This is a genomic window from Pseudarthrobacter sp. fls2-241-R2A-168 (genome assembly GCF_030209335.1).
Lineage (GTDB): Bacteria > Actinomycetota > Actinomycetes > Actinomycetales > Micrococcaceae > Arthrobacter.
The window spans coordinates 1-21,312 of sequence record NZ_JARVSG010000033.1 but is presented as its reverse complement, the minus strand read 5'-3'; the positions used below and the strand labels follow the sequence as shown (position 1 = coordinate 21,312).

At 65.6% G+C, this 21,312-nt stretch carries 19 protein-coding genes and 1 pseudogene; 12 read left to right on the top strand and 8 right to left on the bottom strand.

Features of this window, described 5'->3' with window-relative positions; genetic code table 11:
- Positions 1 to 112 precede the first annotated feature (112 nt).
- Genes QRN11_RS16195 through QRN11_RS16170 form a run of 6 tightly spaced genes read left to right on the top strand, consistent with a single transcriptional unit; the run spans position 113 to position 4,893 of the window.
- Complete coding sequence (locus QRN11_RS16195; RefSeq protein ID WP_285313595.1) at positions 113 to 937, top strand: sugar phosphate isomerase/epimerase family protein; 825 nt, start codon at positions 113 to 115, stop codon at positions 935 to 937.
- A gap of 41 nt (positions 938 to 978) precedes the next feature.
- Positions 979 to 1,752: an SDR family NAD(P)-dependent oxidoreductase gene (locus tag QRN11_RS16190; RefSeq protein ID WP_091420458.1), complete on the top strand. Its 774-nt coding sequence runs from the start codon at positions 979 to 981 to the stop codon at positions 1,750 to 1,752.
- A gap of 44 nt (positions 1,753 to 1,796) precedes the next feature.
- Positions 1,797 to 3,587: a dihydroxyacetone kinase family protein gene (locus QRN11_RS16185; protein WP_285313593.1), complete on the top strand. Its 1,791-nt coding sequence runs from the start codon at positions 1,797 to 1,799 to the stop codon at positions 3,585 to 3,587.
- Between the two features lie 51 nt (positions 3,588 to 3,638).
- On the top strand, positions 3,639 to 4,109 hold the full coding sequence (locus QRN11_RS16180) for a ribose-5-phosphate isomerase (RefSeq protein WP_139204945.1): 471 nt from the start codon (positions 3,639 to 3,641) through the stop codon (positions 4,107 to 4,109).
- Positions 4,110 to 4,147: 38 nt separating this feature from the next.
- On the top strand, positions 4,148 to 4,411 hold the full coding sequence (locus tag QRN11_RS16175; protein WP_285313590.1) for a hypothetical protein: 264 nt from the start codon (positions 4,148 to 4,150) through the stop codon (positions 4,409 to 4,411).
- 41 nt (positions 4,412 to 4,452) lie between these two features.
- Entirely contained in the window at positions 4,453 to 4,893 is a 441-nt protein-coding gene (locus tag QRN11_RS16170) for an SRPBCC family protein (RefSeq protein ID WP_091420463.1), read from the top strand.
- A 99-nt stretch (positions 4,894 to 4,992) separates the two neighbouring features.
- On the opposite strand, the gene QRN11_RS16165 is transcribed toward QRN11_RS16170, so the two are convergent.
- Both QRN11_RS16165 and QRN11_RS16160 read right to left on the bottom strand, forming a co-directional pair.
- Positions 4,993 to 5,295: a hypothetical protein gene (locus QRN11_RS16165; protein WP_091420465.1), complete on the bottom strand. Its 303-nt coding sequence runs from the start codon at positions 5,293 to 5,295 to the stop codon at positions 4,993 to 4,995.
- A gap of 72 nt (positions 5,296 to 5,367) precedes the next feature.
- The gene (locus QRN11_RS16160; protein ID WP_285313589.1) at positions 5,368 to 6,228 is read right to left on the bottom strand and encodes an SDR family NAD(P)-dependent oxidoreductase; all 861 of its coding nucleotides are present in this window, start codon (positions 6,226 to 6,228) and stop codon (positions 5,368 to 5,370) included.
- Between the two features lie 139 nt (positions 6,229 to 6,367).
- On the opposite strand from QRN11_RS16160, the gene QRN11_RS16155 reads away from it, so the two are divergent.
- The gene (locus QRN11_RS16155; RefSeq protein WP_285313588.1) at positions 6,368 to 6,958 is read left to right on the top strand and encodes a TetR/AcrR family transcriptional regulator; all 591 of its coding nucleotides are present in this window, start codon (positions 6,368 to 6,370) and stop codon (positions 6,956 to 6,958) included.
- Positions 6,955 to 8,229, top strand: a complete 1,275-nt coding sequence (locus QRN11_RS16150) for a DMT family transporter (RefSeq protein WP_350224002.1) — start codon at positions 6,955 to 6,957, stop codon at positions 8,227 to 8,229. The genes QRN11_RS16155 and QRN11_RS16150 overlap by 4 nt, the downstream gene beginning before the upstream one ends.
- On the opposite strand, the pseudogene QRN11_RS16145 reads toward QRN11_RS16150, so the two are convergent.
- The 3 genes and pseudogenes from QRN11_RS16145 to QRN11_RS16135 form a co-directional block, all read right to left on the bottom strand.
- Positions 8,185 to 8,358 (bottom strand): annotated as a pseudogene (locus QRN11_RS16145) (DUF3040 domain-containing protein); the annotation flags it as partial. The gene QRN11_RS16150 and the pseudogene QRN11_RS16145 sit on opposite strands and share 45 nt — an antisense overlap.
- A 122-nt stretch (positions 8,359 to 8,480) precedes the next feature.
- Positions 8,481 to 9,002, bottom strand: a complete 522-nt coding sequence (locus QRN11_RS16140; protein WP_285313587.1) for a DUF488 domain-containing protein — start codon at positions 9,000 to 9,002, stop codon at positions 8,481 to 8,483.
- A gap of 120 nt (positions 9,003 to 9,122) precedes the next feature.
- A complete protein-coding gene (locus QRN11_RS16135) occupies positions 9,123 to 10,169 on the bottom strand; it encodes an aldo/keto reductase (protein ID WP_285313586.1) in 1,047 nt (348 codons plus the stop codon).
- 196 nt (positions 10,170 to 10,365) lie between these two features.
- Here QRN11_RS16135 and QRN11_RS16130 point away from each other — a divergent pair, with 196 nt between their 5' ends.
- The 3 genes from QRN11_RS16130 (at position 10,366) to QRN11_RS16120 (ending at position 14,493) form a co-directional block, all read left to right on the top strand.
- A complete protein-coding gene (locus tag QRN11_RS16130) occupies positions 10,366 to 11,100 on the top strand; it encodes a GAF and ANTAR domain-containing protein (protein WP_285313585.1) in 735 nt (244 codons plus the stop codon).
- Positions 11,101 to 11,256: 156 nt separating this feature from the next.
- Positions 11,257 to 13,503, top strand: coding sequence for a 4-alpha-glucanotransferase (gene malQ / locus QRN11_RS16125; protein WP_285313584.1), 2,247 nt, complete (start codon positions 11,257 to 11,259; stop codon positions 13,501 to 13,503).
- Between the two features lie 81 nt (positions 13,504 to 13,584).
- Positions 13,585 to 14,493 carry an SDR family oxidoreductase gene (locus tag QRN11_RS16120; protein ID WP_285313583.1) on the top strand — a complete coding sequence of 303 codons (909 nt, stop codon included), beginning with the start codon at positions 13,585 to 13,587 and terminating at the stop codon, positions 14,491 to 14,493.
- 109 nt (positions 14,494 to 14,602) lie between these two features.
- Here QRN11_RS16120 and QRN11_RS16115 read toward each other — a convergent pair whose 3' ends face one another.
- Entirely contained in the window at positions 14,603 to 17,617 is a 3,015-nt protein-coding gene (locus QRN11_RS16115) for an alpha-amylase family glycosyl hydrolase (RefSeq protein ID WP_285313582.1), read from the bottom strand.
- A 353-nt stretch (positions 17,618 to 17,970) separates the two neighbouring features.
- The gene (locus QRN11_RS16110) at positions 17,971 to 19,023 is read right to left on the bottom strand and encodes a lactonase family protein (RefSeq protein WP_285313581.1); all 1,053 of its coding nucleotides are present in this window, start codon (positions 19,021 to 19,023) and stop codon (positions 17,971 to 17,973) included.
- Positions 19,024 to 19,227: 204 nt separating this feature from the next.
- Here QRN11_RS16110 and QRN11_RS16105 point away from each other — a divergent pair, with 204 nt between their 5' ends.
- Complete coding sequence (locus QRN11_RS16105; protein WP_350224001.1) at positions 19,228 to 20,022, top strand: putative protein N(5)-glutamine methyltransferase; 795 nt, start codon at positions 19,228 to 19,230, stop codon at positions 20,020 to 20,022.
- Positions 20,023 to 20,393: 371 nt separating this feature from the next.
- Here QRN11_RS16105 and QRN11_RS16100 read toward each other — a convergent pair.
- Positions 20,394 to 21,312, bottom strand: a 919-nt coding sequence (locus QRN11_RS16100) for an HNH endonuclease signature motif containing protein (RefSeq protein ID WP_285313579.1), incomplete at its 5' end; no start/stop codon positions are given.

Genomic DNA, 21,312 nt, shown 5'->3' with positions numbered 1-21,312 from the left:
TGACCCGCATCATGGTTACTGTCAACAGTCACCACCAGAGGTTGACTGTTAACATTCAACAGCGGTACTGTGGTGCCCATCACTACTGCTTGGCCTGACCAGAGGATCAACGATGTTCCATTCCCGTCTCGGGTGCTCATCCATCAGCTTCCGTCACCAGGAGCTCCCCGTGGCCCTGCGTAGCATGCGGGAACTGGGCTTCGAAGAAATCGATCTTGGAGCGCTGCCCGGAGTCTGCGACCACGTCCCCTACGAACTCACCGCCACGGCCGTCAAGGCTGTTTCCGCTGAGGCCTTGGCGTCGGGCCTGCGGGTGCGCTCCGTCAACGGTGACATTGGTGACCTGAATGCAGTGCTCGACGGCGACGCCACCGCCGCGAGGCAGCGGCACCTTGACGCCCTGCTTGGCCTTGCTGCCGCCACGGGGGCCAGGGCTCTCGTCCTCCCCTGCGGGTCGTTGGACCACAACCCGGTCCGGAGCATGGACGAGGACCTGGACCTCATCGCCGCCCAGCTGATCGGCGCCCGGGAACGGGCAGCGGAGTTCGGCGTCGAACTCTGGACCGAATCGCTGCACTTCCTGCGCTTCTGCTGGAACCTGGAGCGCGCAGGACTGCTGGCTGACCGGCTGGCGGGGTCCGGCGTCGGAATCGTTATGGACTTCAGCCACATCACCGCAGCGGGCGAGGACGTCCACGCCTACCTGGACCGGCACCGCGGCCGCATCACCCACGTCCACCTGCGCGATGCCGTACCGGGGAACATCAACCTCAGCATCGGCAACGGCAACGCGGACTTCGCCGGCGGCCTGAAGCGGCTGGCCAGGGACGGTTACACCGGGCACTTCTCGCTGGAGCTGGAAACCCGGGATGTCACCCACGACGAACGCCCCGCGGCTGCAGCGAAAGCAGCCAGCTTCATCACCGACCTCATCTGATACCCAATAACGCCTAAACCCCACAAAACCAAGGAGCAATCATGACCACCATCCAGCGCACCGCCGTCCTCACCGGAGCCACCTCGGAACGGGGCATCGGCCTCACCACCGCCCGCCGTTATGCGAATCAGGGCTGGGCAGTGGTCATCCTGGACCTCGACGGCGAGAAGTCCGCGAAAGTTGCCGCCGAGATCGGCAATGAATTCAACGTCCCCGCCTTCGGCCACGAAATCGACGTCGCCAACGAAGCCTCGGTCACCGCTGCGCAGGCTGCAGTGGCCGCCGAGGTGGCTGCCGGAAACCTGCCCCCGGTGGGCGCCCTGGCCAACATTGCCGGCATCACCTCCCCGGTCCCGTTCCTCGAAACCACGCTGGAGCTGTGGCACAAGGTCATGGACGTGAACGCCACCGGCACCTACCTGGTGACCAAGGCCTTCCTGCCGGCCATGATCGAGAACGGCTGGGGCCGGATCGTGAACATGTCCTCCGTGTCCGCCCAGCGCGGCGGCGGTGTCTTCGGCAAGGTCCCTTACTCGTCGGCAAAGGCAGCCATCCTCGGCTTCACCAAAGCCCTTGCCCGCGAACTGGGCGCCACCGGCGTCACGGTCAACGCGATCACCCCCGGCGCTGTAGACACCAACATCCGCGTGGGCAGCACCGAGGAGCAGGAAGCCGCCATCAACGCCGGCATCCCGCTGGGCCGCAACGCCACCACCGAGGAAGTGGCCGCCGTGATCACCTTCCTGTCCTCCGAAGACTCCGCCTACCTCACCGGCACCACCGTGGACATCAACGGGGGAAGCCACATGCACTAACGGTCCCGCCCGCCCACGAAACCACGGATGCCGGAGAGCCCACCATGACAAAGATCTTCAACGACCCCTCAGATTTCGCCGAGGAGGCCCTGGCCGGCTTCTGCGACATCCACTCGGACCTTGTGCGCCAGGTCCCGGGCGGCGCCGTCCGGCGCCACCGGCCCGCACAGCCCAAGGTGGCCGTCCTGGCCGGCGGCGGCTCCGGCCACTACCCGGCCTTCGCCGGCCTCATTGGCCAGGGATTCGCCGACGGCGCAGTGGTGGGCAACATCTTCACCTCACCGTCCGCCCAGCAGGCGTATGCCGTGGCCAAGGCCGCAGAGTCCGGCGCCGGCGTCGTCTTCACCTACGGCAACTACGCCGGAGACGTGATGAACTTCGGTATGGCCAGCGAGCGGCTGGCCGCCGAGGGCATCGCCGTGGAGAACGTCCTGGTCACGGACGACATCGCCAGCGCGCCGCCGTCGGAAGCCGAAAAGCGCCGCGGCATCGCCGGTGACTTCACCGTCTTCAAGATCATGGGCGCGGCCGCCGAAAACGGCGCCGACCTGACTGAAGTAGTCCGGCTGGGCCGCAAGGCCAATGGCCTTACCCGCACCATCGGGAGCGCGTTCGCCGGCTGCACCTTCCCGGGTGCCGGATCGCCGCTGTTCTCGCTCCCGCACGGACAGATGGGCCTCGGGCTGGGCATCCACGGCGAACCGGGCCTGTACGACACAACGTTGCCCTCCGCCAAGGAACTGGGCCAGGAACTGGTAACCCGGCTGCTGGCCGAGGCGCCGGAGGGTGCCGGGATGCGGGCCGCCGTCATCCTTAACGGCCTCGGTTCCACCAAGCATGAGGAGCTCTTCGTCCTCTGGGGAACCGTGGCGCCCCTGCTCCGCGCCGCGGGCTACACCCTGGTGATGCCTGAGGTAGGCGAACTGGTCACCAGCCTGGACATGGCCGGCGTCTCGCTCACCATGACGTGGCTGGATGAGGAATTGGAACCGCTCTGGACTGCTCCTGCGGAAACGCCCGCCTACCGCCGCGGAAACGCGCCCCGGGAGGCAGGTGCGCTGCACGTCGATGAAACGTCCGACGGCGGTGCGGACTTGGTGGCGTTCGTCGCCACACCGGCCTCCCGGGACTTTGCCGGCGCCTGCGTTGCGGCGCTTGAAGCGGCCAGGTCCTGGATTCACGACGCCGAGGAGCAGCTTGGCAGGATGGACGCCATCGCCGGCGACGGCGACCACGGTCGCGGGATGGTCCGCGGAATTGATGCCGCAGCCGCCGCAGCTTCCCTCACCCTGGGGCAAGGGGCCGGAGCAGGCGACCTACTCGCCGCAGCCGGCGATGCCTGGGCCGACAAGGCGGGCGGAACCTCCGGCGTTCTGTGGGGCGCAGGCCTGCGGGCCTTCGGGAAGTCCGTGGGGAATTCTGCTGCCCCGGACGCCTTGGAACTGGCCTCGGCGGTGACCGCGTTCGCCGACCGGATCGTCCAGCTGGGTAAAGCGGAAACCGGCGACAAAACCATGGTGGACGCCCTGCTGCCCTTTGTTGAAACGTTCAGCCGCCTGGTGGGGGAAGGCCAGCCCGCAAGCAAGGCGTGGGAGGAGGCTGCCCTGCATGCCACCGAAGCTGCCGCGGTCACTGCCGACCTTTTGCCGCTGAAGGGCCGCGCCCGGCCGTTGGCGGAAAAGAGCCTCGGAACGCCGGATCCCGGCGCCACGTCCCTGGCGATGGTGTTCACCGTGATGGGCCCCCATTTCACGGCCGCTCCCGGCAGCGCCCAGGCCGTTCCCGGCCGCGACCAAGCCATTCCCGGCAGGGAACCTGCCGGAGCACAAGCGTAAACCTGCGCAAGCATTAGCGCACACAAGCAAAAGACAGGGAAAGGACAAGCCATGGGACTGCGGCTCATCGTGGGCGCGGACGAAGCAGGGGTGGATTACAAGGACAAGGTCCTTGAAGACCTCCGGCAGGATCCGCGCATCACTGAAGTTATCGACATTGGAGTCAATCGCACTGATGCCCCGGACGACTTCACCCGACCCTACCCGTATGTGGGGATAGCCGCCGGGGAAATGATCCGGGAGGGCGCCGCCGACCGTGCCATTCTGTTTTGTGGCACTGGAATCGGGGTGGCAATTGCCGCCAACAAGGTGGAAGGAATCCGGGCCACCGCGGCGCACGATTCGTTCTCGGTGGAGCGTTCCATCCTGTCCAACGACTGCCAGGTCCTCACCATGGGCCAGCGGGTGGTGGGCATCGAGCTGGCGCGCAGGCTGGCCAAGGAGTGGATCGGCTACACGTTCGACCCGGCTTCTGCCTCGGCGGGCAAGGTCAAGGTCCTCACGGACTTCGAAGCCTGCTGACCGGCCGGGTTGGGCAAGGTAATGGTTGGAGGAAGGCGATGAAGCCGTACCGCTACCATGACTGGCGCCGGTTGATTGGGGCGCCGGTGGAGATCCGCAAGGACTTCGAGGTTGTCCGGACCGGCGTGGTGGACGACGCCATGGAGGATTCCTCGGCCTTGTGGATCGCGGCAGACGCCGGCGGCGGCAGGACCCTGTTCACTGCCGCTGAGGGTTTCGAAGTGTGGATCAGGCCGCAGGAGCTGGGCGGAAAATTGTGCTTCAAGATGGCGGCCGCCCAACTCTGTGCGCCGCGTCGCTGATAGGGGTGGGCTTCCGGAGATGCGGTTCCTACACTGGGGTGATGATCACAGTCACCGGAAGTGTGGAAACAAAACTGCCCGCGGACCAGGCCTTCGCCTACATGCGGGAGTTCGAAAACACCAGCGAGTGGGATCCCAGCACTCCGGTGATGGACAAACTGACGCCTGGTCCGGTGGCCGTGGGCCACCGTTACCACGCCGAGTCCGAGTTCCGGGGCAAGCGGCAGTCCCTGGAGTATGAGGTCATCGAGCTGACAGAGAACCACATCAAGCTCCGTGGTGAGAACAAAACGGTGACTGCCTTCGACTCCATCGACGTCAGCCCCGCGGCCGGCGGGTCCGTGGTCAAGTACACGGCCGAGTTCAGCATCAAAGGGCCTGCCAAGATCATCCAGCCGCTCCTGAAGCCGGCGTTTATGTCGCTGCGGGACCCGGCGTTGAACGGCATCAGGGACACCCTCAACTCCCGCGCTGCAGCCTAGAGCCCCGAAACCCACGGGCAAGCCCGAACTCAATGGCGGCCCGAACCGACAGGCGGGCGGGGCCCAAACCCAGCGGCGCGCCCTCGGGCTGGGGCGCGCCTACTTGGAGGATTGCGAGCCGGAGGAATCCCGCCGCGGCACGGTGAGCGGAGAGTTGCTGTAAGGGGCCATCGCCAGCAGTTCACGGGGCCGGCCTTCCGGATCCGAATGCTCGTTGACAGCCTGGGACAGGACGTCGCGTTCCTTCGCTGGAAGGCTGGTGCGTCCCGCGCTGTAGTCCTTGATGTCCTGTTGGGTGGCGTTGCCGCCCAAGGCGATGTAATCGAGCCACAGCTGGGCGAGATCAAGGTTGTGTTCCTGGATAACCCCGCCGGTCAGTGCCTGTTGGTCCTGCTCGTCCATTGCTCTATCCGCTCCCAAGGGACTTCTTGCCCCTGTGGTTCGGAGCCGCCGCCACGACGGATGGGTTGGCCGTCAGGAAAGTCTTGCCAGCCGGCTGCACTCCGCCCACAAGCGCCTCCGGGCTTCAGGGTCCGAGCCCATCCCCGGCGTTGGCAGCTCCTTCCGATTGGCCCACAGCTTTCCAGAAACCTCCGCGGTTTCGGGTGCGGCGGCAAGCCAAATTGGGGTGTCGGCAGCCTTTTCGGCAGGGGCGCCGATGGCATTGGTAATCCAGCGGAACGGACCGCCCACGTCCTGCAGCAGGCCAGTGTTTTTGACCAGCCCCGGGTGCACGGCGTTTGCCACCACGCCCGTTCCGCGGAGCCGTTCGGCAAATTCCTGGGTGAGCAGGACCCTGGCCAGCATGGTGGGCGGCGTGGAGCGGAGGTAGCTGTACTTGCCGCTCGCTGTCTGGAGGTCATCGAAGTTGAGCGTAGTTCTGCCGTATCTCGAAGCCACGTTCACGATGCGCCCGCCTCCGGAAGCGCCGCCGGTTCCGCTGCTTTTCAGACTGTCCAGCAGCAGGGTGGTCAGCAGGAAATAGGCCATGACATTGGTGGCGAAGGTCAGCTCCAGCCCGTCGGGAGTCACATGGCGTTCCTTCCGGAACACGCCTGCAGCGTTGACCAGCACGTCCAGCCGTTCGTGCCGGGAGAGGACGTCTGCCGCCGCCGAGCGGATGGAGGACTGGTCCGACAGGTCACAGGCCAGCGGTTCGAACCGGGCGTCCGGCACTTGGCCGCGGACGGCCGCCATGGCTTCCTCCGCCCGGGCAACGGAGCGTCCGACGACGACGATAGCAGCGCCTTCCCGTGCCAGCCCGGCCGCCACGGCTTTCCCCAGTCCGCCCGTGGCACCGGTAACAAGGGCCAGGCGCCCATCCATTGAACCCATTGCCGTCTCCTCAGCGCCGAAGTCGCCTTCAGGTTACGCCTGGACGGCACCGTTCCATCAGTACAAACGGGGAAAGTATGGCTCCTCACCCCATTGAGGTAGGTAGACTGGTCTACCTACCTCAAAAGAAGGAGCTGCGGTGTCCCCGGCTGAAGTGCAACCAAAAAAGCGTGCCCGTGCACTGCTGCTCGACGCCGCCGCGCGGCTCTTCTATGCCCGAGGTGTCGGTGCCACCGGAATCGACGCCATCACTGCCGAGGCCGGTGTGGCGAAAAAGAGCCTGTACAACAACTTCGCCTCCAAGCAGGACCTGGTGGCCGCCTACCTCGAAGCCCGGCACGAAGAGTGGCTCGGCCTTTACCGGACCCGTGTTGACGCCGCTGGTGGGCCCCGCGAACGGGTGCTGGCCGTCTTTGACGCCTATGTGGATCACGCAAACTTCGCGTACGAGCATGGGTTCCGCGGCTGCGGATTGCTTAATGCGGCGGCAGAACTGCCCGCCGGGAGCCCGGGCCGGCTGGCCGTCCGGCACCATAAGGAAGAAGTTGAGGCACTCCTGGCCAAGCACGTGGGAGAGCTGATGCCGGAGCAGGACTTACGCCGCCCGGATCTTGCAGTCCATCTTGCCTTCGTGCTGGAAGGCGCCATGGTGCGGGCCGGACTCGAAGGCGGAGAAGCGCGGCTTCTGCAGGGCCGAACACTTGCCGCGCAGATGCTGGACGAACTGTGACGGGTTCCACCGAACGCTCAACGTTGATGATGTACCTGACCCGCTCTGCCCGGCAGATCGGGCGCAGCAGGCGGCGTGGGCGGGACAGTCGGGTGCCTTCGAGGACGAGCCTGTCCGGGACCCGCAGCCTGTCGGGGCCTGGACATCTGCCCGGGGCAGGCTGGGGTGCCGTTTTTGTGCTGGCCGCCTCGGTGCTGTGGGGGACTACGGGAACCGCGGCCACCTTTGCTCCGGCAGTGAGCCCACTGGCCATTGGTGCCGTGGCCATGGGTGTGGGCGGTCTTCTCCAGGCCCTGCACGCGGCCAGGCGGATCCGGGGCCAATGGCGGCTGCTGTTGGAGCAATGGCCGCTGGTGTCGTTGGGAGCGCTGGCCGTCGCTGTTTATCCCTTGGCTTTTTATACCTCCATGCATCTCGCCGGCGTAGCAGTGGGAACTGTGGTTTCCATCGGCTCGGCTCCCGTTGCAGCAGCAGTCATCGAGCGGTTTGCCGACAAGAAGCCGCTCACCCGCCGGTGGCTGGCCGGAGCACTGCTCGGCGTCGCGGGCGCGGCGCTGTTATCGGTTGCCGGACAGAGGCCCGGCGATGCTGGCGGCGCGAGTGGCACCGGCATGGAACCCGGTGTGGATTCCTGGGCGGTGCCCGCCGGTATCGTGTTGGGCCTGGTGGCGGGTGTGACATACGCCCTCTATTCGTGGGCGGCGCATCGCCTTATCGGCCGCGGACTGTCGGCGAGGGCCACCATGGGCACGGTTTTCGGAACGGGCGGGGTGCTCCTGATGCCGGTGCTCCTCCTGACCGGACGCGCACTCGTCGAATCCTGGACGAACGTCGGCGTTGGAGCCTACATGGCCCTTGTCCCGATGTTTGCCGGGTACGTCCTGTTCGGGTGGGGCCTGGCCCGGATCCGCGCGAGCACCGCCACCGGCCTCTCCCTGGTTGAGACAGTGGTGGCAGCGGTGTTGGCCGTGCTGGTTGTGGGGGAGCGGCTCCCGGCGGCGGGCTGGATTGGAGCGGCCACCGTCCTGGCCGGGTTGGTTTTCCTGCTTCCACGTGCGTCCGGGCACGGGGAGCCTGAAGATGGCGCAGGGCTGCCTCTTCCGTCCGAGCTACCCCGCCCGTCCATTCCGGCCACGGCGACGGGGCGTCGGCTTTCGCACCGCCAGATAGATGCCCAGAGCCATCAGAAGGACCCCGCTGATAACAACTCCGATGATCTGCCCGCTGATACCCGCGATAAAGAGGACAAGGCCGAGCAAACCCGCGGCTGAACCGTAGTAGACACCTGACCTGAACCGGCGCGACGGGTACCCGGACAGCAGCTCCATCGCAAGGTGCGGGTCGTCGGCTATCAGGCGGAGCTCCAGCTCCTTGAGGAGCCGCCGCTCCTCTTCGGACATTGGCATTGGACGGCCTTGAAATCACACTTCTGGACTCTCGATATTGACCGTAGGAGCCTTGCCCCCTTCCGTCAAGGGACAGCCCCCCTTCCGGGGCGAGGCCGGGCGGCCGGCTGAAGTCATTAGGTAACGTCGTAGAAAAGCGAAGCTCCCAGCACCCTGACCCCTGCTATCGGGACGTGGGCGGCCGGCCGGGACGCCGGCATCAGGTGTTCCACCGGCAGCCCGGCGAGCAGGACGCAGTGGTCAGCAATGAGCCTACGGTGGCACCTCCACCAGAGGGTTTCGCTGCACATGATGGCGGTAGGGACATCACTGGCTTCGTCCACCAGCGCGGCTGCCGCGGCGCGAAAGTCATCATTGCGCATGTAGGAGGCGTAGGCACGGAAGGAGTCGTTCCGTAAGGCCGTATCCGGGGATTCCGCCGGAAGTTTTCGGAATCCGCCCAACCGCCGCTCCCACCGGTAGCTGATTCCTGCTTCCGGCAGCCACTCCGCCATCAGGTCCTTGCCGAAGTGCGGAAACTTGCGGCTGCCCGGGCCAATGCGCACGTCCACCAGGGACACCACACCCGCGGCCTTCAGCATCGCCTCGAAGCCGTCCTGGGAAGCCGTCCCGTGCCCTGCTGTATAGAGAACGCCCACAAAAGCCATGATAGGCACGGGAGAGCGCCCGGCCGTGCCGGCCCCACTCAGGCCAGCCCCCGCTCCGGCCGGCCTCCGCTCCGCCCGGCCCCACTCAGGCGGGCGGACGGCGGGACTGGACTACCGCCGTCGTAATTCTGCGAACTCAATCGACGGGACAATGGCGCCCGCGTCCCGCTCCACGAAATTGGTGCCCGGCGGCACAACGTCGTCAATTGCATCAAGGACGGACTCGCCGAGCTGGACGTCCGCCGCCTTCAGGTAGGCGGCCAGGTGCTCCTCGCTGCGCGGCCCGATGATCACGCTGCTGATGGCCGGGTGCGTCAGGGCGAAGCCGATGGAGAGATCCACCAGCGACAGCTCCAGCTTGTCGGCCAGCCGCGCCAGCGCATCGGCGGCATGGAGCTTCCGCTCGCTGGAGGGACCTGAAATGTCGTAGCGGCCAGGGAGTGAATGCACCCGGGTCGGTGCAGCGCCGGACTCCAGCACAAAGCTGCCGGACAGCCAGCCGCCGGCCAGCGGACCGTAGGCCAGCACGCCGAGCCCGTACTGCTGGGTGATCGGGAAGACGTCGCGTTCGTTGGCGCGCACCAGCATGGAATAGGGAACCTGGTTGCCGAGCGGCGGGATCAGGTGGTTGGTGGTGGCGAGCCACTGCGCCTCCACCAGCTGTGCCGGGGTGAACACCGAGGTGCCGTAGTACAGGATCTTTCCCTGCCTGATGAGGTCATTGAGGGTGGTGATCGTCTCCAGGACATCGGTGTTGTAGTCCGGCCGGTGCGCCTGGTACAGGTCGATCCGGTCAGTCTGCAGGCGTCGGAGGCTGCCCTCCACGGCCTGGGTGATCCAGCGCCGGGAGTTGCCGGAATGGGCCGGATTGGGGCTCATCTGGCCGTGGAACTTGGTGGCCAGGAAAACGTCGTCGCGGCGTCCGCGCAATGCCCGCCCCACAACCTGCTCCGACTCTCCCTGGGAGTAGACGTCGGCGGTGTCGATGGCGGTGATGCCGGCGTCCAGCGCGGAGTGGATGATCCGAATGCTCTCGTCGGCTCCGGTGGGGGCGCCGGGCGGACCTCCGGTCCCCTCGCCGAAGTTCATGGTGCCCAGGGTCAGCGGGCTGATCGGCGTGCCTGACCGCCCGAACACCCGCAGTTCACTGAGGCTCATTTTCCGGTCTCCTCACAGTTCTTTGGCATGCAGCTTTTGACACGTGCCCTTGATCGTCACGAGGCTACACAGATCGGCGCTGCTGCTGCAGAATTCCGCCTTAGTGCTTCTCTTTTCTACTTTTGAAGTAACGCCCGGGCCCGGGTGTGACGTTTTGTGGAGCGCCGGCAGGAGTGGATGTCGCTTATATTGAGGGATGGGCACTCCCAGTAATGACGAGCAGTTCGTCAAGCTGCACGACATGATTATCGGCAGCGCAAACGTGAGCGCATTCCTTGGCGACCTGTCGGTCTTCGCCGCCTCGACTCTGGGGGAGACCGCACGTTCAAACATCGAGTGCGGCGTTACGCTCCGGCAGCGCAAGCGCAGCGCCACCGTAGCCGGAAGCAGCCCGCGCGCAACCCTGCTGGATAAACTCGAGCAGGAACTGGGGCAGGGGCCGTGCCTGACAGCCCTGGAAACCATGAAGCCCGTGATCCTCGCGGACGTGGCAACAGACTCCCGCTGGCCCGAGTACCAGAAACTCCTGCAGGACAACGGCTGTGCCAGCGTGCTGGGAGTTCCCCTGGCGCTGGACAACAGCCATGCAGCGGCACTGAACTTCTTCGCTTCCCAACCGGGCCTCTTCACGGACGCGGTGGTGCGTCGTGCAGAAGGTTTTGCCGAACTGGCGGGACGGGCAGTACGGCTTGCGCTGAGGATCGCTGATGCCCAAAACCTGGCGGAGGACCTCACCGCAGCCCTGGAACACCGCACCGTGATCAATTTGGCCTGTGGTGTGGTGATGGCGCAAAACAGGTGCTCCCAGGAAGAAGCGATGGCCGTCCTCACCAAGGCTTCAAGCCACCGCAACCGGAAACTGCGCGACCTCGCCGGGGACATCCTGAACCAGGTCAGCTCAGGCACGGTCACCACTCACTTCGAGCCGTGAAACGGCCTCCCTCCACGCGACAAAACCAGCCTGGGTTTCACCTGTGCGCCCGCCTGCAATAATCTGAACCAACGGTTGTGCGCGGGGTGCAAACGCCCGGCGCAACAGGCAGCACTGTAAGTTCGGGCCACATCACACCAGACGAGGCGGACACGAATGACGGCTTCAGACCAGCAGCACCTCCCATCGCCCGCGCCCGCGGACGCGCCGGGTTTTCCATCCCCTGCCGATGGGGGAGCCTATGAAGCTGCTGCCAGGGAGCCCGTTGACCCGCACCTCCTCCAGCGGTTGGCCGATGCCCACGGCGTGGGAACGTCATTCCAGGGTTGGGACGGGCTGCCGCACTCTGTCGCCGAAGACACTTTAATCAAGGTCCTCGCTTCCCTCGGGGTGCGGGCGGACACCAACCAGCTCATCGAAGCGGCACTGGCGGAAGCTGAACTGGCGCCATGGCGGCGCATGCTGCCGCCCGCCGTCGTAATCCAGCAGGGCGAGCCGGCACAGGTCCCGGTGCACGTACGCGACGGTGCAACAGCTCAGCTAACCATCGTGCTTGAGGACGGCGCCGGGTCCCGGAATGGCGTCCAGCAGGACCTTTGGGTCCAGCCGCGGGATGTCGACGGCGTTGCCACCGGACGAGCGACCTTTGCCCTTCCACAGGATTTGCCGCTGGGATGGCACACCCTGCATGCAGAATCCGAAGGTGCCACCGCGACGGCCACGCTGGTAGTGGTGCCCGCACGGCTGACCACCGCAGCTCCGCTGGAGGAGCGCCGGGGCTGGGGACTGGCCACCCAGCTCTATTCCGTGCGCTCCAGGCGGTCCTGGGGTATCGGCGACTTCTCGGACCTGGCTGACCTGGCCGCTCTCAGCGGTGCCCGCGGGGCGGACTATGTACTGGTCAACCCGTTGCACGCCGCCGAGCCGGTTCCACCCGTGCAGCCATCGCCCTATTCGCCGTCCACCCGGCGGTTCTTCAACCCGCTGTACATCCGCATCGAGGCCATCCCCGAAGTGGCCTATCTCAAGCCGCGCAAGCGCGCCACGGTGGAGAAGCTCCACGAGGAGGTGGCCGGGCTGAACAAGGAGGGCAACCGGCTGGACCGCGACGCCGCCTACGCTGCAAAGCTCCAAGCCCTCGAGCTGCTCTACCATGCGCGCCGGCCGCCGGCCCGGCAGGCCGCCTTCGACGAGTTCTGCCGGATTTCCGGCCAGGGCCTTGACGATTTTGCCCTGTGGTCCGCCATCCGCGAGGACCTGCCCGCCGGGGACCCGTTCTGGTCCGATCCCGCCTGCGCCATCGGCACGCCGCAGACCGAAGCGCTGCGGGAACGGCTGGCGGACCGGATCGGGTTTCACCGCTGGCTCCAGTGGATCTGCGACGAACAGCTCGAAGAAGCCCAGCGGGCCGCGCTCCGGTCCGGCATGCGCCTCGGCGTGGTCCACGACCTCGCCGTGGGCGTGGATCACAGCAGCGCCGACGCCTGGACACTCCACGACGTCCTGGCGCCGGGCACCAGCGTGGGCGCGCCCCCGGACATGTACAACCAGCAGGGCCAGGACTGGGGCCAGCCGCCCTGGCACCCCGCCCGGCTGGCCGAGGCCGGCTACATCCCGTTCCGGAACATGCTGGCCACCGTGCTGCGCCATGCCGGCGGTGTCCGCGTGGACCACATCCTGGGCCTTTTCCGCCTGTGGTGGATCCCGGCCGGAAACGCTCCCGGCGATGGCGCGTACGTGAAATACGACCACGAGGCACTGATCGGCATCCTGGCCCTCGAGGCGCAGCGCGCCGGGGCCGTGGTGATCGGGGAGGACCTGGGCACCTTCGAGCCGTGGGTCCGGGATTACCTTGCCGCCCGCGGCATCCTGGGTACCTCCATCCTGTGGTTTGAGTACGACGGCGATTCTCCCCTTGCGCCCGAAAAGTACCGCACACAGGCGCTCGCCAGCGTCAACACCCACGACCTGCCGCCCACCGCCGGCTACCTCGCTGGGGACCACGTGGCCTTGCGCAGCGGCCTGGGCCTGCTGGAGCGCTCGGAGGCGGAGGAGCGTGCCGAGCATAACGCCTCACTGGAAAAGATGTTTGCCCTGCTCAGAGAGCGCGGATACCTGCCCGAGGACGGGCCCGGAGGAGCTGCCGGACGCGAAGAGAGGACCATCGAGGCGCTGCACCTGCTGCTGGCCCAAGCGCCGTCGGTGCTGCTTGGTGTTGCCCTGGTGGATGCTGTGGGCGAGCGGCGGGTCCAGAACCAACCGGGCACCACTGAAGCCCTTTACCCGAACTGGCAGGTTCCGCTGGCCGGACCGGACGGCCGGCCCGTTTTCCTGGATGATCTTCCAACCAACCAGCGGTTCAACTCGCTCTTGTCGGCGGTGGAGGAAGCCCTGCGCGGCTAGTGCAGGCGGGGGCAGTCTGCCCGGCTTTCCTGCCGGGTTTTGCCTGGGTCTACAGCCAGGGTCAACAGTCAGGAGAGGTCGATGGGTGAAGGGCCAGTACTCGTTGTAGGCGGAACCGGCATGGTGGGCGGCCAGGTGGTCACGGAGTTGCTGAACCGGGGGAAGCAGGTGCGGGCACTCGTCCGGCCGGGCTCGGACGCGTCCCGGTTGGAATCTCGCGGCGTTGAGATTGCGCGCGGGGACATGATGGACGCGAACTCGTTGATCCGCGCGATGACCGGTGCCGATGCGGTGATCACCTCGGCTGCCGGCTATACCAGGCACCGGAAGGGCGACAACCCGGAAATCGACACGGTGGGCAACTCGAACCTCGCCGATGCCGCCAAACGTGCCGGGATCCGCCGGTTTGTCCTCACCAGCATCCTCACGTGCGACCAGACGCCGGAAGTCCCGCATTTTTGGCACAAACGGCTGATGGAGGACAGGCTGCAGGCCCTGGGCGTCCCCTTTGTTGCACTGCGTCCCGGGGCCTTCCTGGACCAGGTGACCCGGTTTGGCGGCGACCCCATCGCCAAACACAAGGTCAGGTGGTTCGGCTCGCCCGGAATCCCGCTGACCTTTGTGCTTACCGCCGATCTCGCCGGATACCTGGCCGCCGCCGTGGATGCCCCGGCAGTGGAGGGCCAGCGGATCGACATCGGCTGGGACAGGCCCATCTCCCTGCAGGAGTTCGCCGACATCGTGGAGCGGCTGACCGGCGAGGAGATCCGCGTCCAAACGGTTCCCGTTGGCGTGGTGCGGGCAGCGGGTGCGCTGATGGCGCCGGTCAACCCCATGGCAAAGGACTTGGCCGCCATGATGGGCTGGTTCCAGACCGGAAAGTACGTTGCCGACACAACCCGGCAGGCCGAGGTCTTTGGCCCTCCACCCACGGCAGAGGACGCGGTGCAGCGGCTCGTCACAAGCATGGGGCACGCCGTCAAGGGTTGACGAACCGCCGGTAGGCCGTTCTCCAGCAACAACGCGAGGTCACTTTTAGCCCAATCCGATGGTTCGGAACGGCCAAAAATGACCTCGCGTTGCGCGTTGATAAGACCCTCTACCCCGCCGTGATCAGGTGGGTGAAGTGGTCGTAACGGAAGGTGACTGGGCCGCCGTTGTGCGCAAACGGAATGTTGCCGCCGTTCGGCACGCCATTGGCGCCGTAATTGACGTTCCAGGAGCGGTCCAGGGCCGCCTTGAACTCGTAGCTGCCCGCCGGCAGGTTCGGGACCGTCAGCTTCCACACCAGGTCTGCCGGATCCAGTGCCAGCTGTGCTTGCTCGCATTCGGGCAGCCAGTCGGCAGTGCAGCCCAGCTCAGACCCCAAACTTCCGGCCACGGAAACGGCCTGCGGCTGCTGCGACGCGTACACGGCACTGAGCTGGTGCGTGCTGTTGTCGTAGCGGAACGTGACAGGCCCGCCAGGGTGGTCCAACACAATGTTCGGCCCGTTGAAAGCGCCATCAGCTCCGTAGTTCACATCCCAGTTGCCGTTGAGCGCGGCCTTGTACTCGTACTTTCCGGCGGGGAGATCAACGGTCAGGCGCCAGATGTTGTCCGCGGGATCCAGTTCCATCATGGCCTGGGCGCACGCAGGGTCCCACGGCTCAGCGCAGCCCATGGCCTGGTTCAGGGAGCCGGCCACCGTGACCGAATCCGGCTGCGGTGCCTGGCCTACTGTGACAGTCCGGACTTCGCTGGAGACGTTGAAACCCGGGCCGGACATGGTTGCGCGGTACTTGACCTGGGTGCCATCCGCCAGTGCCGAGACGTCATCCTTCACCGAGTACACCGGCGAGGAATCATCCGAACCCACCAAGGTCCAGTCCCCGCCGGCCACGCTGCGTTCAAAGGACACTACATGGCTCGCCATTTCGGGATCCGCGGTGGCGCTGAGCTCCACGGAGCCCTCCACGCTGCTGCCCTCCACGGGCTTCTGGAGCGTGAGGACCGGTGCAGGAACCGTTGCTGCACGGCCCGGTGAGGTTGCGGTGTGCCCGCCGTTGTCCAGCACGGTGGCGCGGTACTCCACCGACAAGCCGGCATCCAACGCCGCAACGTCGTGGAACACCTGATACGGCGCCGTGTCGTCAGTGCCGATAGGCTGCCACCCGCCGCCTGCTGTCCTGGCCTCGAAGGTGACCTCGTAGAACGAGGAGGCGTCGACGTCGGCCGTCACCTTAATCCGCCCGTTGTCGCCTTGGGCGGGGACCGGCTCCTGGAGGACGACGGCGGGCGCCGCCTTGGAGTGCGGAATCCGGCCGGAGGACTGGTAAACCACGGCGGAAAGCGGGGGAACGCTGACCGTGAGCTTGCCCTCTGCCGAGGTTTTCGCCTCGTCCGCGCCGTCGCCGTAGATCCGGGTGTAGGTGCGCTTGGCGATGTACGTGGGCACCTCCGCGGTTTGCGGCTGCTCGCTGTTGTTCAGGGCAACCACGTACTCGCGCTGGTCCTCGGCGTCAGTACGTGAGAAGGCGTAGATGCCGGGGCCGTCCGAAGCGTACCTGTGCTGGTGGGCGCCGTCGCGCAGCGCCGGGTGCTCCTTGGTCAGCCCTGCGAGCTGGCGGATCTTGGCATACAGCGGGTGCCCGGCGTCGAAGTTGTCCGTGGCGTGCGTGGCATCCGTGCCCAGCAGGTCGTCGTCGAGATACTCCGGCACCTGGCTGGCGAACAGCGTCTGCCGGGCATCCTGGTCACCGCCCGGGCCGGTGAAGCCCTGTTCGTCGCCGTAATAGATCACCGGGTTGCCGCGGGAGAAGTACATCAGCTCGTGGGCGAGCTCGTCGCGGGCCACCTGCTCGGCGTCGGTTGATCCGGGGTTGTCCGCGGCGATGAAGCTGCCGATGCGGCCCATGTCGTGGTTGCCCAGGAAAGTGGGGAGCTGGTAGACGTTCGAATCGGCATCGGTGTACCAGTCGTCACCCGCGAAAAACGTTTCCAAGGCGGTGGCGTCCTGGCCCTTGGAGGCGAAGTTGCGCGCTGCGTCCTGGAAGGGGAAGTCCAGCACTGCCTGCATGTTGTTCCTGGTGGTGAACTGCGAGGTGAAGCTCTTGGTGGTGTCGAATACCTCGCCGAACATAAAGAACTCGTCCTTGCCCTGTTCTTTGGCGTAGTTAAGGACGTCCGGGCCGAATTCCTGCCAGAACTCGTTGTTGACGTGCTTCATGGTGTCGATCCGGAAGCCGTCCACGCCGAACTTGCCGATCCAGGTTTTGTAGATGTCCTTCATCCCGTCCACCACCTTGGGGTGCTCAGTGAAGAGGTCATCCAGGCCGAAGAAGTCACCGTAGAACGAGTCCTCGCCCACAAAAGTGGTGTCGCCGCGGTTGTGATACAGCGTGGGGTCGTTCAGCCAGTCCGGAACCTTGAGGTGTTCTTCGTTTTTATCGAGTCGTGGTCTGTAGGGGAACGATGTTTCCGGATCGAGTGCGGGAAAGCTTTCTGTGCCGGCATAGTCGCGGTCATCGAACTCCTTACCGTCGGCCGTTTTGTAGGGCACCGCATCCTTGGAGGTGTATCCCTTGCGCGCGGCTCCCTCGTAGCCAATGACGTCAGCCGTGTGGTTGGTGATGATGTCGAAGTACACCTTCATGCCGCGCTTGTGGGCCTCGTCAATCAGGGCCTTGAGTTCGTCGTTGGTGCCCAGGTGGGGATCGATCTGGGTGAAGTCCGTGACCCAGTAGCCGTGGTAGCCGGCCGACTTGTCCTCGGGCTGCACTGCCTTGTTCTTGAAGCTGGGGGTCAGCCAGATGGAGGTAGTGCCCAAGCCCTGGATGTAGTCGATCTTGTCCAACAGTCCGGTGAGGTCGCCGCCGTTGTAAAAGCCCTTCTTGGTGGGATCGAAGCCTGAAACCATGGGATCACTGCCCAGTCCGCCGTCGTCGTTGCTGGTGCTCCCATTGCTGAAACGGTCAGCCATGACGAAGTAGAAGTTCTCGTCCGTGACTGGCGCACGCAGGCTGTGCAGGGCGGACGTCGATCCCGGGTTTTTGTTGCCATGGCCATTCCCGCCGGGGTCATTGCTGTCCGGGGCGGCTTGGGCTGGAAGAGCTGTGGCAGAAAATGCAACCATCGCGGCCACCAGGGCAGCCGCCGTGCGTGTTGTGGTTCTGGCTGTGCTTGGAGTCCGGGTGCCGTTTATGGGACGGCTGCGGGTTTGATGAGGTGTGGTGCTCGTTCTGGCGCATGGGGATGCGCCCGGGAGGGTGCGGAATTTCAAGGAAGAGACCTTTCCTGGTAGCTGCGCTGCTGTACAGGCTTGCCGGGGCAAGGGGTTGGACATGAGTCCGACGGGTCAACAAGGCCGGCTTGGCCCTGTGAACCACGTCACAACTGTAAGCGCTTGCACTGAATAACTCCAGCGTTTAGGAAAAGCCGCGGAACCTGTTCTTTGGTGCTGGCGGGGGGATCTTGTGCCTGCTGGCCTTACAGTCCTGGAGCAGGCACGAGGGCAGTGGGTGAGGGGGTTTGCAGGTCGTGGATCAAGGGACCGGGGAGACCGCTGGCTGGGTCCAGCTCGAAGGTGGCGATGTTGTCCGAGCGTTCATGGGCAACATGGAGCCAGTTACCGCGCACGATGTGGTGGCGCGGCCAGTCCCCTCCGCTGGGGAAGTCCCGGACGGGCAGCAGCTCCGTCCCTTCGGCAGCGACATCCAGCACGCTGACTATGTTGGAACCGCGGACGCCCACGTATGCGTGCTTTCCCTCCCGGTCGAGGCAGATTTCTGCTGCGGAGTCGTCCGGCAAGCTGCCCCCGGAGGTTGCCGGGCCGCGGAAAACGAGTTCAAATGTCCCAGCCTCGGGACGGACCACGAAGACCTCAATGGAGTATTCCGAAACCACAAAAACGTTGCCGCTGGCGTGCTGTACCAGGTGGCGAGGCCCGCAGCCATAGGGGAGGGCCACCTCGTGGTCTGCTTCCAGTCCTGATCCGGGCACGTAGTTCCAGATGCGGAGGGTGTCGTGCCCGAGGTCTGTTGTCATGATCCGGCCGTCCTGCAGCATGAGGCTTGCGTGGGCGCGGCTCTGCCGGGCTTCACCCGGGGTCTGGGCGGGGTGCGGATCCACTGAAGCGGGCGCCGGGAACCGTGCCGTGATGCCGCCGTCGGAATCCAGTTCATAGAGCAGTACCTGACCATCACCCCAGCACGTGGCGGTCAGGAAGCGCCCCTGGGGTTCTACGGCCACGTGGCAGGTCGCATCTCCGGCGGGTTGCGGCTCGCCGAGGGGCGCCAGCCTGAAATCGCCGGTTCGCCGGAAGGCCCGCACCATCTTGCGCTGCTCGGCCACCGCGTACACCACGGGCTGCTCGGGGTGGACAGCAACGAACGACGGCGAATCCGCCTTGGCTGCCGTGCCCAGCCATTCCAAGGTCCCGTCCGGGTGGGCGGACAAGGCTCCGATCCCTTCTGCCCGGCCGTCGCCGTCCGGGGTGTAGGTGCCGGTCCAGATAATGGGGTGCAGGGCGGGGGAAGTCATGGGTCCATCCTGCCAACAAAGTGAGCGCATTCAAGGGAACTACGGTTTAGCATTGGATCCCAGCCAGGCAAAAGGAGGTGAGCCCCATTCCTGCTTCATCAGTTTCGGGTACTCCCTTCCTATGCCGCCTGTGCCGCCACGGCCAGTTCGGATAGGCCGCTGGAAGACGCGCGAGTGCCTGCTGGCCCATCGAAAGGCGTTCCCATGCCGCGTGCCGCATTACCTGCTCGTCCACGTTTTGCCGACATTGTCACCCTGCTGAGGGCGGCCGGCTGCGTTTTCGCTGAGGAAGAAGCGCAGTTGTTGTCATCCGAAGCGTCCACTCCCGAAGAGCTCACTGAATGGATTGGCCGCCGTGTTTCCGGCGAGCCGCTCGAATTTATTGTTGGCTGGGCCGGGTTTTACGGTCTTCGCATTGCCGTTGATCCCGGTGTCTTTGTCCCGCGCCGGCGCACCGAACTGCTTGTTTCTGAGGCCGTGGCCCTGCTGAGGCAGCGCCTCCCGGAGGGTGCGGAGGCCGGCGTAGTTATCGATCTTTGTTGTGGATCCGGAGCTGTTGGTGTTGCGGTTGCCTCCCAGGTGCCAGTCATGGAGCTTCACGCCGCCGACATTGACTCCGTTGCAGTGGCGTGCGCACACCGCAACCTTGCGCCCGTGGGCGGGCAGGTCCATCAAGGGGATCTTTACACCGCGCTTCCCACCCGGCTGAGGGGACGTGCGAAGCTCATTGTGGTGAACGCGCCGTATGTCCCCACTGACGTGCTGCCGACCATGCCGCCCGAGGCCAGGATCTATGAGCCGCGCATCTCGCTGGACGGCGGCCCGGACGGTTTGAGCCTCCACCGCCGGGTCATCGGCGAAGCGTCTGATTGGCTGGATGAGGCCGGTTATCTCGCCATTGAAACCAGTGAACGACAGGCAGCCGGAACTGCTTCCATAATGGCCGCGCAGGTCTGGCGGCACGAACTGTTCACTCGGAGGAGTTGGACGGAACTGTAGTAGTTGGCACTTTCCGCTCGCAGTAGTGCACCGCTTCCGGCGTCTCTTTTGCTGCCGCTTCGAGGAGGGATGCGGCTTCCGTGGCGGTGTGGGAACTCTGAGGCGTGGGGCCAACAGCTGAATCCAAAGCAGTTTCCTCCGCCCAGCGAACTGGTCGCGGGAGGTCCTGGCACCGGGCCTTCGGCCAATGCGCTCGTCGTCCGATCCAGGACATTTTCCCCAACGGCAGAATGGCTGTTACCTGATGTAGCCAGAAAGCGTGGTTTCGCCCGGAGTGACTTGTAAGTTCCGGCCGCCGGGCTGGGGTCGGCGCTGAGATTAGCTGTGGCTTCTTTCGGGCGGCCTTACAGCCGTGCCGGTTTGCGCGTGGTTTATTCGCGCGGTGTTGGTGGTGGGGGTGGTTTGAAGTAGGTGTTTTGTTGGGGTTTTTGGTGGGGGTCGAGGTGTTTTGGGGGTGTGAACCAGGGGGTGTTGTTGGTGGTGGTGATGGTCCATTGTTCTTTGTGGATGAGGTGGTGGTGGCCGCTGCAGAGGAGGACGCCGTTGTCGATGTTGGTGGGGCCGCCGTGGGACCAGTAGGTGATGTGGTGGGCTTCGCACCAGGGGGCGGGGATGGTGCAGTTGGGGAAGGCGCAGCCTTGGTCGCGGGTGGTGAGGGCGGTGCGTTGGGCTGGGGTGAAGAGCCGGGTTTTGCGGCCGAGGTCCAGGAGTTCGCCGTGGGTGCCGAGGATGGCGGGGATGATGTCGGCGTCGCAGGCGATTTTGCGCAGGGTGGCGGCGGCGACGGGTCCGGTGAAGACGAAGTTCCCGGTGCCGGTGCCGGTGCGGGTGCGGGTGTTGCCGGTTTCGCTGTCGTTGGGGTTTGTGCCGTTCCCGGTGCCGTTGCCGGTGTGTTTGGCGGTGGTGCTGGCTGCGGCCCCGGTGCTGCTCTGGTGGTGGGGGAGGAGGTCTTGGTAGTTGATGGTGGCGATGATTTGGGGGCGGTTGCCGCCGGTGGCGGGCAGGGCGTTGGTGGCCAGGGCTATTTTGGCGGCGCCGACGAGGCCCTCGAGTAGTTTTTGCGGCCGGGTGCGGCGGTCCAGGTCCGGGCCGGCGGTGGTGTCGTTCCAAACCCGGTCGTGAGGGTTTCCGTCCTGGCTGCCGGTTGTGCCGGTGCCGCCGTCGGTGGTCCCGGTGGCCGCTGCCGTGCCGGTGGCGTTTGCGGTGGCGGGTGTGCCGTGTATGGGTGTGGTGGTGCGGGGGTTGGTGGCGGTGTTCATGACGGTGCTGAGGTGTTCGAACTGGTCGGTG

Bases quoted from the DNA above. Each gene is read 5' to 3' on its own strand.
- QRN11_RS16115 (WP_285313582.1), bottom strand. From the start codon at position 17,617: ATGGTTGCATTTTCTGCCACAGCTCTTCCAGCCCAAGCCGCCCCGGAC.
- QRN11_RS16165 (WP_091420465.1), bottom strand. From the start codon at position 5,295: ATGGACGAGCAGGACCAACAGGCACTGACCGGCGGGGTTATCCAGGAA.
- QRN11_RS16160 (WP_285313589.1), bottom strand. From the start codon at position 6,228: ATGGGTTCAATGGATGGGCGCCTGGCCCTTGTTACCGGTGCCACGGGC.
- QRN11_RS16110 (WP_285313581.1), bottom strand. From the start codon at position 19,023: ATGACTTCCCCCGCCCTGCACCCCATTATCTGGACCGGCACCTACACC.
- QRN11_RS16175 (WP_285313590.1), top strand. From the start codon at position 4,148: ATGAAGCCGTACCGCTACCATGACTGGCGCCGGTTGATTGGGGCGCCG.
- QRN11_RS16190 (WP_091420458.1), top strand. From the start codon at position 979: ATGACCACCATCCAGCGCACCGCCGTCCTCACCGGAGCCACCTCGGAA.
- QRN11_RS16195 (WP_285313595.1), top strand. From the start codon at position 113: ATGTTCCATTCCCGTCTCGGGTGCTCATCCATCAGCTTCCGTCACCAG.
- QRN11_RS16135 (WP_285313586.1), bottom strand. From the start codon at position 10,169: ATGAGCCTCAGTGAACTGCGGGTGTTCGGGCGGTCAGGCACGCCGATC.
- QRN11_RS16105 (WP_350224001.1), top strand. From the start codon at position 19,228: ATGCCGCGTGCCGCATTACCTGCTCGTCCACGTTTTGCCGACATTGTC.
- QRN11_RS16120 (WP_285313583.1), top strand. From the start codon at position 13,585: ATGGGTGAAGGGCCAGTACTCGTTGTAGGCGGAACCGGCATGGTGGGC.
- QRN11_RS16180 (WP_139204945.1), top strand. From the start codon at position 3,639: ATGGGACTGCGGCTCATCGTGGGCGCGGACGAAGCAGGGGTGGATTAC.
- malQ (WP_285313584.1), top strand. From the start codon at position 11,257: ATGACGGCTTCAGACCAGCAGCACCTCCCATCGCCCGCGCCCGCGGAC.
- QRN11_RS16185 (WP_285313593.1), top strand. From the start codon at position 1,797: ATGACAAAGATCTTCAACGACCCCTCAGATTTCGCCGAGGAGGCCCTG.
- QRN11_RS16130 (WP_285313585.1), top strand. From the start codon at position 10,366: ATGGGCACTCCCAGTAATGACGAGCAGTTCGTCAAGCTGCACGACATG.
- QRN11_RS16170 (WP_091420463.1), top strand. From the start codon at position 4,453: ATGATCACAGTCACCGGAAGTGTGGAAACAAAACTGCCCGCGGACCAG.